General features: G+C 48.4%; 10 protein-coding genes. All 10 read left to right on the top strand.

What is annotated here, in order from left to right:
• Positions 1-3,406: BREX system P-loop protein BrxC (brxC, locus tag B3D59_RS01050; RefSeq protein ID WP_286817226.1), on the top strand; the 3,406-nt coding region annotated here is incomplete at its 5' end.
• Positions 3,381-6,542 (top strand): BREX-1 system adenine-specific DNA-methyltransferase PglX, encoded by a 3,162-nt coding sequence (pglX, locus tag B3D59_RS01045; protein WP_349676852.1) that lies wholly within the window; start codon positions 3,381-3,383, stop codon positions 6,540-6,542. The genes brxC and pglX, both read left to right, overlap by 26 nt.
• Positions 6,543-6,967: 425 nt before the next feature.
• Positions 6,968-7,504: a hypothetical protein gene (locus tag B3D59_RS01040; RefSeq protein ID WP_286817224.1), complete on the top strand. Its 537-nt coding sequence runs from the start codon at positions 6,968-6,970 to the stop codon at positions 7,502-7,504.
• A gap of 16 nt (positions 7,505-7,520) precedes the next feature.
• Entirely contained in the window at positions 7,521-8,762 is a 1,242-nt protein-coding gene (locus B3D59_RS01035) for an AAA family ATPase (protein WP_286817223.1), read from the top strand.
• Complete coding sequence (locus B3D59_RS01030) at positions 8,762-9,388, top strand: DUF4276 family protein (protein WP_286817222.1); 627 nt, start codon at positions 8,762-8,764, stop codon at positions 9,386-9,388. Before B3D59_RS01035 ends, B3D59_RS01030 begins: the two co-directional genes overlap by 1 nt.
• The gene (locus B3D59_RS01025; RefSeq protein ID WP_286817221.1) at positions 9,385-11,916 is read left to right on the top strand and encodes a PglZ domain-containing protein; all 2,532 of its coding nucleotides are present in this window, start codon (positions 9,385-9,387) and stop codon (positions 11,914-11,916) included. The genes B3D59_RS01030 and B3D59_RS01025 overlap by 4 nt, the downstream gene beginning before the upstream one ends.
• 3 nt (positions 11,917-11,919) lie before the next feature.
• Positions 11,920-14,034 carry a BREX system Lon protease-like protein BrxL gene (brxL, locus tag B3D59_RS01020; protein WP_286817220.1) on the top strand — a complete coding sequence of 705 codons (2,115 nt, stop codon included), beginning with the start codon at positions 11,920-11,922 and terminating at the stop codon, positions 14,032-14,034.
• A 204-nt stretch (positions 14,035-14,238) separates the two neighbouring features.
• Positions 14,239-14,718, top strand: a complete 480-nt coding sequence (gene rpsF, locus B3D59_RS01015; protein WP_276999367.1) for a 30S ribosomal protein S6 — start codon at positions 14,239-14,241, stop codon at positions 14,716-14,718.
• 23 nt (positions 14,719-14,741) lie between these two features.
• Positions 14,742-14,999, top strand: coding sequence for a 30S ribosomal protein S18 (gene rpsR / locus B3D59_RS01010; RefSeq protein ID WP_004072946.1), 258 nt, complete (start codon positions 14,742-14,744; stop codon positions 14,997-14,999).
• 31 nt (positions 15,000-15,030) lie between these two features.
• On the top strand, positions 15,031-15,536 hold a 506-nt coding region (locus tag B3D59_RS01005), incomplete at its 3' end, for a DUF2232 domain-containing protein (RefSeq protein WP_286817219.1).

Genomic DNA, 15,536 nt, shown 5'->3' with positions numbered 1-15,536 from the left:
GAGCTCGTTCACCAAATACCTCGGCCTGGCCTTCGATGACAGCATCAAGATCGATGGCGTCCCCTTCATCCAGCACCTGCAGGACCGCCTGAAAAAATCAACCACCCGGGCATTACTCAATACGATTGCCAGGCGGTTTCCCGCTGCAGTCCTGATGCTTGATCTTGCCAGCGAACAGGTGGCCGGTTCCACCATGGAAGAGGTTTCCACGGTTCTTTATTATAAAGTACTCCAGTGGGCAGGATATTCGCGCAATTTAAAGGTCGCGGCATTTGAACGAAAACTTAAAAAAGAAGATCGCTACAATGAATTTTTAGACCTGTTCAAAACGTACACCGATGGCCAGGCCTGGGTAAATTACCGCAACGACGACCTGGTAGTGGACAGCCTGATCCCGGAAATTGCCCACCAGATTTACCCATCTCTTTTTAAAACACCGGCTTCATTTTCAACAGAAACAAGCGAAGTGATTCGCTTTGAAAATGACCGTGTCGAAGAGATGCTTGAAATTGCCAGGGAAGCCACCGGCAAAGAACACATCATTTTTATCATTGATGAAGTCGGCCAGTATGTCGGATCCAGGAAGAACCTTATTCTCAATCTCGACGGGCTGGCTAAAAATTTGAAAAATATCGGTAACGGCAAGGTATGGATTATCGGAACCGCCCAGCAGACATTAACCGAGGATGATCCCAATGCCTCTTTGAATTCACCTGAGCTTTACAAGTTAAAGGACCGGTTTCCCATTCAGATTGATCTGGAGGCCAATGATATCAAAGAGATCTGCTACAGCCGCCTTTTAGGGAAATCTCCGGCCGGTGAAAATGAGCTGGGAGAGCTGTTTGATAAACACGGGCAGATGCTGCGCCATAACACAAAGCTGGTGGACGCCCGGGTATATGGCGCGGACTTCGACCGAAAAACATTTATTGATCTATATCCTTTTTTACCGGCTCACTTTGACATTCTCCTGCACCTTCTAGGGGCACTGGCAAAAAGTACCGGAGGTATCGGGCTCAGGTCAGCCATTAAGGTGATTCAGGATATACTTGTGGAGGGGGCTGACAGCCGGACACCCGTTGCCGATCAACCGGTGGGCTGGCTTGCCACAACCGTGACCATTTATGACACCCTTGAAAAGGATATCCGCAGGGCGTTCCCCTCATACCATCAATCTGTGGGCAAAGTGCTCAACAATCGCTTCCACGACTCCATAATACACCAGGATATTGCCAAGACTGTCTGTGTCCTTCAGATCCTGGGCAATCTGCCTGTTTCCGCTGAGAACGTTGCAGGCCTGATGCATTCGGGAATCAGTGATGTTTCCTGCCTGGATCAGGTAAAGGTCGCCGTGGAAGATCTCATCAACGATCCCATTGTTCCGTTTGGAGAACAGGACGGGCAGCTTTGCTTTTTCAGTGAAAAACTCAATGATATTGAACAGGAACGCGCCACCGTCCCCTTACGGCCGGTTGAGCTTCGACGGATTCAAAACGAGGCATTAAAAGAGATCTTTTCTCCGCTTCCCAGCACACAGCTTGCCGGAAGCCTGTCTGTGCAAACCGGTCTTAAAGCCCTTGCATCCAGCGGCCTGCCCGTGTCCATTGCAGGAGACAGGAATACCATCCAGACCTTTATCGAGATTGTGGACCCCAAAGCGTATGAACCCACCAAAATACGCCTGACTGATGAAAGCCGTCATAATTCAGCGAAACACCATATCTTTCTTGTTGGCCAATCAACACCTGAAATGGAAGAACAAATCAATCAGATTTACCGCAGCCGGGAAATTGTCAGCAAGTACCGCAGCGAACCGGATCAGGAGGTAAAAGAGTACTGCAACGGCCAGGCAGACCGGGCCAACCGCCTGATGATGGATCTGGAGCGACTGATTAAACGCAACCTGCTCCAGGGCTCTTTTATCTTTAAAGGGGAGGTCTCTGCGGTGGAAAGTATTCATCCAGAGCTGATCGAAGCCTGCCGTAGACATCTGTCCGGGGTGGCAGAACAGGTGTTTGACCGGTATGCCGAAGCCCCTTACAGGGGCGGAACCGATCTGGCCGAAAAATTCCTGCGCCTGGGCAATCTCACCGGTGTCACCTCCCAGACCGATCCGTTGGGGCTGGTGCAGACCCAGGGCGGACGACCGTCCATCAATAGCGACCATAAGGCCGTTACAAGCATCCGGGACATGATTGAACGCCAGGGTGCCATTGAAGGCAAACGGCTCATAGAAATTTTCACCGGCGCGCCTTTTGGCTGGTCCCAGGATACCCTGCGGTACCTGGTGGCTGCCATGCTGGTGGCAGGAGAGATCAAACTTAAAGTGGCAGGCCGAGAAGTAACGGTAAAGGGGCAGCATGCCATTGACGCCTTGAAAACCAATAACACGTTTAAATCCGTGGGCATCTCCCTGCGGGATGAACGTCCGAGCATGGAAATCCTGGCAAAGGCCGCAGAACGTCTGACAGAGCTGAGCGGGGACATTGTCGTCCCCCTGGAAGATGATATCAGCAAGGCTGCCATAAAACTGTTTCCTCAGCTGCAGCATGCCTACGGTCCCCTGGCTGAAAAATTAAAATCCCTGGATCTTCCAGGCTCTGACCGGCTTTTGAGTTTAAGTCAGGACATCAAGGATGTGCTGTTCACCGACGCCTCGGACGCGCCCCAGCGCCTGGGCGGGGAGGCGTCGCAACTTTATGCCAACCTCAAGTGGGCTTCTGAATTAAAGCAGGCCCTGGATCACGGCCTGGAAGATACCCTTAAAGCATTGCAGCAGCACCGACATGAAATCAATGCCCTGCCGGACAGCGGCACGCCGGGTAATTTGAAAACCGAGCTGGCCGATGAGCTGGGGCAACTTGAGGAACGCCTGGCCAGCCCTGATTTTTTTAAACACAGCACCCAGTACGCCACAGCCCTGACCCATCTTAAGGCCCGGGTCCGGGATGCGGTACTCGCCATGGGGGATGAACAGAAAAACCGCATCAAAGAGGCTGAAAAGGATCTGAACCGTATCCCGGAGTGGAAAGAGCTGACCGGGCAGGAACAGGATTATATGCTGGCCGATCTTGAATCCCTGAGTACCGAAGTCTGTGAGGACGTTGTGGGGCTTAGAAATCTGGTCAGCCAGGAGTATACCATTCAAAGCCGGTTGCAGGATTATAAAAAAAAGGTGGAAAAAACCGGCCGGGAACGTCTGCAGGAAAAGCTTAAAGCCGAGCAGGAAAAGGCCCAAAAACAGGGCCAAAAGAAAATCACCCGTTGCCTTCAGCCTAAACGACGGATTACGGCCATGGACGACCTGGATGAGTTGATACGCCTTTTGCAGCAGATTCGCGCAGAGCTGAAATACGCTCATGAATTTGAACTGACCTTTAATGTTGAAGAGAACAAGGAGGCCTGATATGGCCTTTGATCAAAGCACCCGCATCCGCCTGCAGAAATTTGTCGCGCAATCCCGGGCCATTTTAACCGAGGAGTTTACCCGTCAACTGCAGTCCACCTATGGAATGGACCCCAAAACCGGGACCATTGCCGATCCTGAAACCCTGACCTTTCTGGACAACCAGGGAGAGCAAACCGCCTTGATACTGCGGGAAACCCTGACCCATTATCTTACAACCATTCCGGGCAAATCCCAAAATACAAGAACCTCTCAGACACTGGACCGCATCATCCGGGAGCAGGCATTTACGGTCCTGAACCGTTTGAGTGCGCTTCGCATGGCCGGAGCCCGGGGCTTTTTGATTGAATCCATTGCCAACGGCTACAGTTCCAAAGGATTTCAGCTGTATAAAAATCTGGCAGGCACAGCCCTGGGCAAAACCGAGCAAACCGTAACCGGGGATACCTATCGCCAGTATCTGTTCAGCCTGTTTGATGAATTCAGTGGGGAGTTGCCTGTGTTGTTCGACCGATACAGCATCCAGGGGCGGTTATTTCCCCGGGAGTCAGCCCTGCTGGCCCTGCTGGAGCAGATCAACCATTTTGAGATTGAGCATCTCTGGGCCGAAGATGAGACCATTGGCTGGATTTACCAGTATTTCAACTCCCAGGAAGAACGCAAAAAAATGCGGGCCGAGTCCCAGGCCCCCCGGAACAGCCGGGAACTGGCGGTGCGCAACCAGTTTTTCACCCCCCGCTATGTCGTGGAGTTTCTCACGGACAACACCCTGGGCCGGATCTGGTATGAGATGACCCAGGGGAAAACGTCTCTTGTGGGCAGTTGCCGATACCTAGTCCGCAGGCCCAATGAAATTTTTTTGGCAAAGGGTGAGGAAGCACCGGATACGGACGCAGAAGCGCATGAAAGTTTATCCCAGGAAGAGCTGCTCAAGCAGCCGGTTTACATTCCGTTTCGGGCGTTGAAAGATCCCCGGAACATACGCATGCTTGATCCGGCATGTGGCTCCATGCATTTTGGACTTTATGCCTTTGACCTGTTTGAAAAAATTTATGAAGAGGCGTGGCAGCTGGAAACGGAGTTGGGGCCGAATAAATTGGAACGGCCAAAAAAATTCAAGCCGTTGCAGGATTCCTTTGCAGATTTTGCAGAATTCCAAAAAGCCATTCCCAAACTGATTATCGAACATAATATTCACGGTGTAGATATTGATCCCCGCGCCGTGCAGATTGCCGGGCTTTCCCTCTGGCAGCGGGCGCACCGGGCCTGGCATCAGATGGGGGTGAAGCCCGGTGACCGGCCCGGGATTAAAAAGTCCAACATTGTTTGCGCAGAACCCATGCCCGGCGAAAAGGAAATGCTTAAAGAATTCACGTCAACGCTCCATCCTCCGGTGCTGGGGCAACTGGTTGAAACCATTTTTGACAAGATGGAACTGGCCGGGGAAGCCGGGACCCTTCTGAAAATTGAAGAGGAGATCGCCTCAACCATCAGCATGGCGAAGGATGAATTCAATCAGGAAATTTTGCGGAGTAAAGAAGAGGAAGGATTTCTTCCTGGGATGGCACCTAAACGCCAACCCACCCTATTTGATTTTGCGGAGCTGCCGGATGACACCAATTTTTGGGATACGGCTGAGAAACGAATTCTGAATGAGCTGAAAAATTATGCGGATCGGGCCGAGTCTGACGACGGACAAAAGCGGCTTTTTGCTCAAGATGCCGCCAAAGGATTTGCTTTTATTGATCTTTGCCGGAAGCGATTTGACGTGGTGTTGATGAATCCACCTTTTGGGGCTCCGGCAGATTCTGCCAAGGGATATCTAAAAAAAACATATGCAAATCATGTTCAAGATTTGTACTGCCTCTTTATAGAAAGAGGTATGAAAATGTCACTATCTTCTAATATTGGGGCAATAACATCTAGCTCTTTTTTAAAATACAATGACTATTCATCTTTTAGAAAATGTCTACTTAATAAAAATCTTATTGACGAACTTCTTGATCTTGGTTGGGGAGTGTTGGATGATGCGTATGTAAGTGCGGCTGCCTATGTTCTCTCTCAATCCGATACTATCCATTGGGTCTTTACAGACTACAAGAGAATCGAAAAAAAAGAAGAGCAACTGCTCTCGGATATTTTTGCGATTCACAAAGGCAACAAAAATCCATATCTCTACTTTGTTGAGCACCAATTGTTTAATAAAATAGATAGTTCTCCTTTTTGTTATAGTTTTCCTGCTGATTTCTTTAAATGGGTAGAAACATCAAAAAAATTAATCGATTTAACTGAAAATAATGGGATTGGGGCTGGGCCGCATAATTTCTTTTTTAGATTGCACTGGGAAGTAGATAAACGAGATTTAAAAGTGCATGGTAGATGGCCTATGCTTCCCAATGGTGGACAATTTTCACCATACTATCGGAGTAACAATCTCGTAATAGATTGGCGACAAAAGGGTGAATTTATCAAAGAACACTTGAGGAAGAAATACCCTTATCTAAAAGGAAATGTTGGTATAAAAATCCAACGAGAGGACATGTATTTCCGAGAAGGAATTACTTACGGCAAAAAAACAGACAGATATAATGCTCAATATATGCCGAGAAATTGCATTCCATCTTTTGAAGGAATTGCTATTTATCCAAAAGATAATAATGACATTATGTGGATTTTGGCCTACTTAAACACTCGATTTGTTGCATATTATCTCAATCTAACTAGTGGGTTACATAAAAATTCTATTTATTTGGATAGATTGCCACTTCCAGATCTAAACGACTCAAAAAAAAATGAATTGGCTAATAGAGGGAGGGAAATATTTAAATTAACAAAAACGTTTAATATGTTATTTGAAACTGACAATTCTTATAACCGAGAAGCCGTCATTTCTCAAATTAAAAATTTTGATAGTTTCAAGTCCTTGCTTTTATGGATTTCTCAAACAGAACTTAAAATTGCAACATTGAATGAGGAAATTGAAAATATAACCATTGCCGACATTCCAATAGCAGAAAACATTAAAAATGAAATCTATGAAGATCAAGGAAGCTTATATTTTGAAAACGCTAATGACGTTAAAAGGNNAGGCAGGCATTGGGCACCCCGAAGAACTTCGGGATTTCAGACTTATTAGCTGATATGAAGTCAGAACAAAAATTTGAATTTAGTAACTTCACGTCTAAATATTGTATTCCTGCAGAAAAAATATTCTGGCTTCAACAATACTTGTTGTCGCTTGCTTTAGGGGTCTGGGTTGATAGAGAAACAAAAGGAATTTATTCTCTTGGGGATGATACTGAAAATTCGTTAGATATTACCTTAAGCAATTTGCTTGATATGGAATTTAAAGGTTTAAAAGATTTTAAATTATTGGAGATTGATGATCGAGAATCAATATCCAAGAATTTAACTAACAATAAATTCTTTGAATACCATTATAGAGAATATAGCGCATCGAATCGAAATGCCCCCATCTACTGGCCTCTCCAAACCCCATCTCGTTCTTATACTATATGGGTCTATTACCACCGCTTAACAGCGCAAACCCTATACACCTGCGTGAATGATTTTGTAGACCCAAAGCTTAAAGTCGTTACAGAGGATCTGACTGATCTTCACAACAAATCAACTCGCAGCAGCACCGAAGAAAAGGACCTGGCCAAACTCACCGACCTGGAAGCCGAGTTAAAAGATTTCCGGGATGAACTATTGCGCATCGCCAAATTCTGGAAACCCAACCTAAACGACGGGGTCCAGATTACGGCAGCCCCCCTATGGAAACTATTCCAGCGCAGGCAGTGGCAGAAAAAACTGAAAGAGACCTGGGAAAACCTGGAAAAAGGGGAGTATGACTGGGCGCATCTGGCATGCAGCATCTGGCCGGAACGGGTGCTGGAAAAATGCCATACAGACCGGAGCCTGGCCATTGCCCATGATGTGGAAGACGATTTCTGGGAAGAGATAGAGGTGCCGGTCATCCGTCGGGGCAAAGATACGGAAAAGACAAAACAGGAGTGGCAGCCCAGAAAATTGTCGGAAACTCAAGTGCGGGACCTGATCCGGCAGATCATCGAAACCGGTCAATCATCCCGGTAAACAGGAGATAAAACCCATGCAGAATATATCTTCAAAGAAAAAAGGCATTCCAAGGATTGAGTCGGTAAAGGTGCAAAACTATCGGGCACTGAAAGATGTCACCCTGGATAAACTCACCCCCATGACCGTGCTTTTAGGCCCCAACGGCAGCGGGAAATCCACCATCTTTGATCTATTCAATTTCTTATCCGAATGCTTTCAATATGGCCTGCGCCATGCCTGGGACCGCCGGGGCCGGGGAAAAGAGATTAAATCCCGGGGGGCGGATGGTCCGGTTGTGTTTGAGCTTAAGTACCGGGAAGCAATCAAAACCCCGATTATCACCTATCACCTGGCCATTGACGAAGGGCAAAAAGGCCCTGAGGTGGTGGATGAGTGGCTGCAATGGCGCAGGGGCAGCAAGGGTCAGCCCTTCCGGTTTCTGGAGTTCCACCGGGGCATAGGCAAAGCCGTCAGCGGAGAAGTTCCGGATGTGGATGATGTCCGCACCGAGTCCAACCTGCGATCCCCGGATCTCATCGCGGTCAACACCCTGGGCCAATTGTCGGATCACCCCAGAATTGCGGCATTGCGTGAATTCATCACGGACTGGTATGTCTCCTATCTTTCCATTGATCAAACCCGGAATCAGCCCGAAGCAGGCCCCCAGGAGCGGTTGAGCAAGACCGGGGACAATCTGCCCAATGTGATCCAGTATTTAAAGGAGCAGCATCCGGACCGGCTGGAAAAGATATTTGAGATCCTTCGCAGAAGAATCCCCCGGCTGGAGCGCGTTGATGCCGATCCCATGCCGGACGGGCGTCTGCTGCTGCAAATCAAGGACGCGCCTTTTGAAAAACCGGTACTCTCAAAGTTTGCCTCGGACGGGACCATGAAAATGCTGGCGTATTTGACGGTGCTTTATGATCCGGAACCGCCGCGCTTTGTGGGGATCGAAGAACCGGAAAATTTTCTTCACCCCCGTTTGCTGCCGGAACTGGCCGAGGAGTGCCGGGCCGCTTCTGAAAACGCACAGCTGTTGATTACCAGCCACTCTCCGTTCCTGCTCAATGCCATGCGGGCACAGGAGGTCCGTGTTCTGTACCGGGATGACAGCGGCTTTACCCAGGCTGTCAGGGTGTCTGATATCCCGGGCATGCCTGAAATGATAGAAGCCGGCGGTTCCATCGGACATCTCTGGATGGAAGGGCACTTTGGTTTTGGTGATCCCCTGGTCAACTTTGGCGCGCCCACGTCCAGAAAAAAGGGAGGCAGATAATGCTGGAGAAGCTGATCGTTTTTGTGGAAGAGTATTCCATGGAAGCGGCATTGGACATCTTACTGCCCGGCATGCTGGACGGGATCGACTATCAGATTATCCGATTCCAGTGCAAGGATGATCTGCTAAAACAGCTGCCTTCACGGCTGAAAGGGTACAGCGCATGGATGCCCGAAACCTGGTCGATCCTGGTGCTGGTGGACCGGGACGATGATGATTGCATGATTTTGAAACAGCAACTGGAGAATTCTGCCCGTGATGCAGGGCTTTTGACCAGATCCCGCGCCCGGGCCGGTGAAAAGTTCAAGGTGACCAACCGGATTGTGATCGAAGAGTTGGAAGCCTGGTACTTCGGGGACTGGGCCGCAGTTAAAACTGCCTATCCCAAGGTGCCCGGAACCATTCCGGAAAAAGCGCCCTATCGAGACCCCGACAATATCCAGGGCGGGACCTGGGAAGCCTTGGAACGAATTTTAAAACGGGCCGGTTATTTTTCGGGGGGTCTGCGCAAAGCAGAGTGCGCCAGACAGATTACCCGGTGTATGGATATTCATCAAAACCGCTCCTTAAGTTTTAATAAGTTCTGCGGGGCTGTACACTCTATTGTTGCAGGAGCTATTGCATGAGCATAAAAGCCTTTATTCAGGAAGAGATATTAATGCCCCGCCTGCAAAAAGCGCAGGTGCTGGCCGTGTATGACCCGGATGGCCGCTATGGAGAGTTGTGCCTTGGGATGGCCGATGACAACCGCTGGGTAGTGGATGCAGGCATTTCCAGCATCACCAGCCGGGCCGAAGCCATTGAAGCGCTGTCGGCCCTGGGCCGCAACGAAATAGAGCAGCTGCTGATTTATGTGCCGGCAACAAAACCCATTGAAGACGAGGAAAAACAAAAAGATCCTTTTGCGCTCTATCCGGCGTGCGGAGCGGTTTTCCCGGATGGTGACGGGGATACCTATTTAAGCATCTGCCTGAAGGCCAAGCCTGACCATGCCACCCAGGTGCGGGCCGTGTTTGCGGAAAATGCTAATCCGGGCTTTGCGGTGATTGACGCCATTGGCGGCGGGTTCAGCTGGCCCAACCTGAGGGCGCTGTTGTCCGTGGAATCCACCCGGGATATCCTGTTTGCCCTGCTCAGTCCCAGTGAAGCGCAGCAAAAAGCGATTAAGGGCAATGACGCCTGGGTGGGTGAGGTAAAAGATCTTTTAAAAGTCAGTATGGGACTGGACCTGAAAACAAAAGGGAAAAGCTGGTCTTCCATTGCAGACGAACTGTGGCGTTATCTTCTGTTCAGCGAATTTATATTTGATTTGCCCGAATCCCTGCCGGAGAGTTTAAGCAATGTTCCCCATGCACCAGAAGCTGCCAGGCCGTTGATAGAAGATCTGTGCGAGCGCCTCCGCAATGACCGGCGGACCCAAAATGTCTACGTCCAGCGGGCGGAATCCATAGAAAGCAAGTCCGAAGGATTGAATCTGGTTGAGGCATGCGGCCATATCAAGGACCTGGGGGTTAAAGACACCTTTCCCTTTGAAGAGCGGACCTTTTTGAAAAATGCCATTTCATCCTTACTGGAAGATAATATTGATCAGGCCCGCGAAATCATTTCAAATCATGCGGCCTCGGTGTGGAACGGCAAAGGGGAAAGCCAGGCACAGTGGGATTTTTTACGTTCCGCTGTGACCCTCATTGAATGCTGCCGGGATAATGACCGGGCATTGCAGGATCATGGGAAATCCATGGATGCGCTGATCGATTTTTATATCAGCCGGTTCAGGGAGGTGGATCAGCGGCATCGGGAGTTTGAGCAGGCCGTCAGTGACTATGTCTGGCAAGATATCCAGGGGATTTTCACGCCTGTGCAGGCATTTGTGCGAAAGCAATACGGCATACTTATTGGCAAAGTTCAGTCTCTTTTCACCAAACACTTTCAGCAGACGGGCTGGCCTGTCACCGGGAGAATGTCAAACACTGAGGTGTTTGATAAGATGGTGGCACCGCAACTTGAGATCAGCGGCCGCAAAATCGCGTTTATCATGGTGGATACCTTGCGGTATGAGTTAGGTGTTGAATTGGAAAAACAGCTCTCGGAAGAGACCCAGGCCCGTATTACACCGGCACTGGTGCAGCTGCCAAGCATTACCCCCGTGGGAATGGCAGGTCTTTTGCCCGGGGCGTCTGCTGATTTTAAATTGATCAAAACCGATGCCGGATTTGCCCCCCAGGTCACTGGGAGTGTCGTGGCCAATGTCACCCAGCGGATGGATTTTATCAAGAAGAAATACGGGAGCCGTTTCCAGGAAACCCGGCTGGAGGAATTTGTACGCAAGCGGTTTGACATCAGCCCGGATACAGATCTGCTGGTATTGAGATCCGTGGAAATTGACGCGCATTTTGAAAACAATCCGGAAACGGCACCCACAGAAATAACCAATGCGCTTAAGCGGATTCGTGTGGCGGTTCACAAGCTTCGGGAAGCGGGATTTGAAGAGGTGGTCATTGCCACAGACCATGGCTTTTTTATGAACACCCATGCAGGCCCGGGGGATACCTGTCAAAAACTGCCCGGTGAATGGGTGAACATCCATGACCGCGCCTTGTTGGGCGACGGTCAGGCCGATGCAATGCACTTTTGTGTGGAGGCTGAAAAGGCCGGCATCCAGAGCGATTACAAATGTTTTGCCGGTCCTTTGAGCATGGCAGCCTATAGAGATCGTTTGCTTTATTATCATGGCGGGTGTTCGCTCCAGGAGTGTGTGGTGCCGGTGATCCAGTTGCAGTTAAAACAAAGCACCTCCTTTGAAGAGAAAGAGGTTTCCATTGAGCTGAATTATAAAAACGGCGCAAAACGGATTACAACGCGACTGCCGGTCATAGATGTTCAGGCGATTTCCCAGAGCCTTTTCTCCCCGGATAAAGAATTTGAAATTTTGCTGGAGGCCCATGACAAAAAGGGGAATGTTGTTGGGGAGGCAAAGCCCGGAGGGCCTGTCAATCCGGCAACACGCTCCATTATGCTTCAAGCGGGCGGAAAAGAAAAGGTGGCGATTAAAATGAGCATGGAATTTGAAGGCAGATTTAAAATCAAGGCGCTTAATCCCACAACAATGACAGCCTATGACCAACTTGATTTGGAAACAGATTATACGGTGTAAAATATGGACGCATTAGATAAAAAGCTGATTTCAGAGTTTGGCGGGAAAGTGGTTCGCAAAGACCTGCTCCACCGCATCAAAAAAGGCACCAATGTGCCCACCTTTGTGCTGGAGTTTTTGCTGGCTCGGTATTGCGCCAGTGATGAACCCGCTGAAATCCAGGCCGGGCTTGAAGCTGTTCTGGAAACGCTCAACGACAATTATGTGCGTCCCAACGAGGCCAACAAAGCCCAATCCAAGGTGGCTACCAAAGGCAAATACCGGTTTATCGATAAAGTCCATGTCAACTATGTGGAAAAAGACCGGCGGCATTGGGCTGCGCTTGAGAATTTCGACTCCAGGCGGATTGCCATTGCCCATAAATATTTTGATGAGAATGACCGGTTGCTCCAGGGCGGTTTGTGGGCGGAAGTCACCATTGCCTACAATGAGATTGAAAATGATGCCTATGCGTTTTATGTGGAAGACCTGCGTCCGATTCAGCTCAGCCGTTTCGATTTTAACCGGTATTGTGAAGGAAGAAACGCGTTCAGCCGGGATGAATGGATAGATATTATTTTACGTTCCGTGGGACTGGAACCTACGGTTCTATCCCATCGGCTCAAACTGCACTTCATTGCCCGCCTGTTTCCGCTGGTGGAGCCCAACTTTAATTTTATTGAGCTGGGTCCGCGCGGTACTGGGAAGTCATACTTTTTCAGTGAATTTTCTCCCTACTCAACACTGATCAGCGGTGGCCAGGCCACCAAAGCAACCTTGTTTTATAACAACCAGCGAAAAAAGATCGGACTGGTCGGGTTCTGGGATACTGTGGCCTTTGACGAAGTCGGGGGTATCAAGGTGAAAGACCAGGATACCATTCAGATCATGAAGGATTTTATGGCCAACGGCCGGTTCTCCCGGGGAGTCGAGGTAATTGCCGACGCATCCATGGCCTTTGTCGGCAACCTGGACCTGTCCGTCCAGCAAATTGTACATTCAGAGGTTTATGACCTTTTTCAGCCCCTTCCCAAAGAATTTGATTTAGCCGTAATGGATCGATTTGCACTTTATCTGCCCGGCTGGGAGATGCCTAAAAACAGCAGTGAGTTTCTAACCAAAAACTATGGGTTTATCACTGACTATCTTGCCGAAGCATTTCACCATCAGCTCAAGCACACCAACCGGTATGAAGAGGTCAGCAAACGCATTCGTCTTGGAAAATCCGTTGAAGGTCGGGATGAAAAAGGCATAAAAAAGACGGTGGCATCTTTCCTGAAGATCCTTCATCCGGCCGGAGACGTCTCAGATAAAGAATTTGAAGAATATGTCACCTATGCCATTGAATGCCGCCGGCGTGTTAAAGAACAGATGAATAAACGCAAATCAGATGATGAGTTTGCAAAAATCAATTTGTCGTATATTAACAATCAAGACGAAGAAATTGTTGTGTACTGCCCGGAATCAAAAACAGCCGAAGCCACCCAGGATCCTGTCAGAAAGGATATCCACGATGGTGAAGGGGCCAAGGAAAGCAGTCAGCGCAAACCCGCAGAAAAAAAGATTGCTCCAGAACCAGAGCATAAAAAACTGCCGGAACCGGAAGAACAACCAAGTCCGGATATCATCATAAAAGAGAACGCCCAAGAACCCAACGCGCAACATTTTACCATCCAGTATGGTGCGACAGGCTACAGCTATGAATCCATTCTCTCCCCGTATCTGACAGGGGCTAAAACCATAGAGATAGAAGATCCTTACATCCGGGCAAACCATCAGGTCCAGAATTTCATCAGGTTTTGTGAAGCAGTTGTCAAAACACCGACAATCCAAAAAATTTCACTTTGCACAGGTTACGATGATCAGACTGATTTAAAAGAGCTTTCAGACCGGCTCAATGATGTAAAACAAAGTCTTATAGAACTGGATATCCAACTTGATATCAACATAAACGAACATCTCCATGACCGTGAAATCAGGATCGACAATGGCTGGACAATTAAAATCGGCCGTGGACTGGATCTGTATCAAAAACCAGATTCCTGGTATAGCGTTGGTGTTTATGACCAATCCCTTAAAAAATGCCTTGAAACCAAAATTGATATTTTTAAACGAGACGCAGAGCCGGGGGAACAGTAAGCTGTCCACCCTGTAAAATGTGACAACCATCAAGCCGCATGCAATTCCCTGGAAAAATCAGACATTCATATTGACCTCATAGATCTTAGATGATATAGAAAGTGGTTTTATTGTCTCATGATAGACAATGCACATAACTATTTTATCCTTGCTCCGGGTTATTAACAAGGTTGATCCGGGGCTTTATATCCACAAGGAGGAAAAATGAGGAAGTACGAGACCGTATTCATTGCTGATCCTGACATGTCGGATCAGGCCCGTGAAGAACTGTTCGAAAAAGTCAAAAATATTATTGACAAGGAAGGTGGCATTCTTCTGAACTTTGATGAATGGGGCGTAAAAAAACTCTCCTATGAAATCAAAAAGAAATTGCGCGGGTATTATGTCTGCCTGACTTACGGCGGAACCGGAGAACTTGTCACGGAGCTTGAAAGAAATTTTCGCTTAAGTGATCTTGTTATGAAGTTTATGACCATCCTTATCACGGAACACGTCACCGAAGAATCTCTTAAACAAGATGCTGAGCAGTTTAAAGAAGCAGCCAAGCAAGCTGCATTAGCCACACCCCAGGAAGAAGATCAAGAGGGCGCGGATGAAGAAGACGATTTGGATGAAGATAATGCAGATGATCAGGACGATGAGGAAGAGACCGAATCTGAACCTGCCGAAGAATCCAAAGAATAATTCAAGCACAAAGGAGATCAAGTATGTTTAAAGGTCATAGAGGCGGCGGAAAAAACAGGTTCTATCAGCGCCGGAAAATATGCAGGTTCTGCGTGGACAGCTCCATGGAAATTGACTATAAAAATCCCAAAGCACTCAAACAGTTCATTACTGAACGGGGCAAAATCATCCCCCGCCGTATCACAGGAACCTGTGCGAAACATCAGCGCAAGCTGACAATCGCCATCAAGCAGGCCCGGCAGATTGCTCTTCTGCCGTTTGTGGGACGCCCCTTAAATTAAAACAAAAAAGATTTTCACAGGTTCTTGGAATATGCCGTTATCCATCACACACCCCGTTTTTATCAGGGATACTTTGACAGGCATTATTTTCTGTCTGTTGATTTATGGTGTGGTGTTGACATTCCCCCTGCTTGGTGTATTTGTTCTTCTGTTTCTGCCTCTGCCGGTGCTTTTTTATCGCCTTAAACTTGGCAGAAACAGTGGGGCACTGATTGCAGCCACAAGCTTCTTTACGCTTGTGCTCATGACCAAAGGCATCGCTTTTGACACACTTTACTTTGGACTGCTCCTGGCAACCGGTATGATTTTAGGGGAATGCCTTGAGCGGCATATGAGTATTCAAAAAGCCATGGGATTGACCTCTCTAATAGCTGCAGGCCTTGTCTGTGCAGCGATTATGGCCTACACCACCAGCCAGGGACAGACATTATCCGCAATAATGACAGATTACATGAATCAGTCTTTGAGTATTGCCAAGCAACTCTCTCCTGAAATCGGAACGGATCCGGACATGACCCAAAAGCTGATATCATCCCT

It is taken from the genome of Desulfobacter sp. UBA2225 (assembly GCF_002348205.1).
Taxonomy (GTDB): domain Bacteria; phylum Desulfobacterota; class Desulfobacteria; order Desulfobacterales; family Desulfobacteraceae; genus Desulfobacter; species Desulfobacter postgatei.
Note: the sequence above shows the minus strand (reverse complement) of the source record. Positions and strands in the feature narration are given on the sequence as shown.

Excerpts from the sequence above, each read along its gene's own strand:
- rpsF (WP_276999367.1), top strand. The coding sequence starts at position 14,239 with ATGAGGAAGTACGAGACCGTATTCATTGCTGATCCTGACATGTCGGAT.
- brxL (WP_286817220.1), top strand. The coding sequence starts at position 11,920 with ATGGACGCATTAGATAAAAAGCTGATTTCAGAGTTTGGCGGGAAAGTG.
- B3D59_RS01025 (WP_286817221.1), top strand. The coding sequence starts at position 9,385 with ATGAGCATAAAAGCCTTTATTCAGGAAGAGATATTAATGCCCCGCCTG.
- B3D59_RS01030 (WP_286817222.1), top strand. The coding sequence starts at position 8,762 with ATGCTGGAGAAGCTGATCGTTTTTGTGGAAGAGTATTCCATGGAAGCG.
- rpsR (WP_004072946.1), top strand. The coding sequence starts at position 14,742 with ATGTTTAAAGGTCATAGAGGCGGCGGAAAAAACAGGTTCTATCAGCGC.
- B3D59_RS01035 (WP_286817223.1), top strand. The coding sequence starts at position 7,521 with ATGCAGAATATATCTTCAAAGAAAAAAGGCATTCCAAGGATTGAGTCG.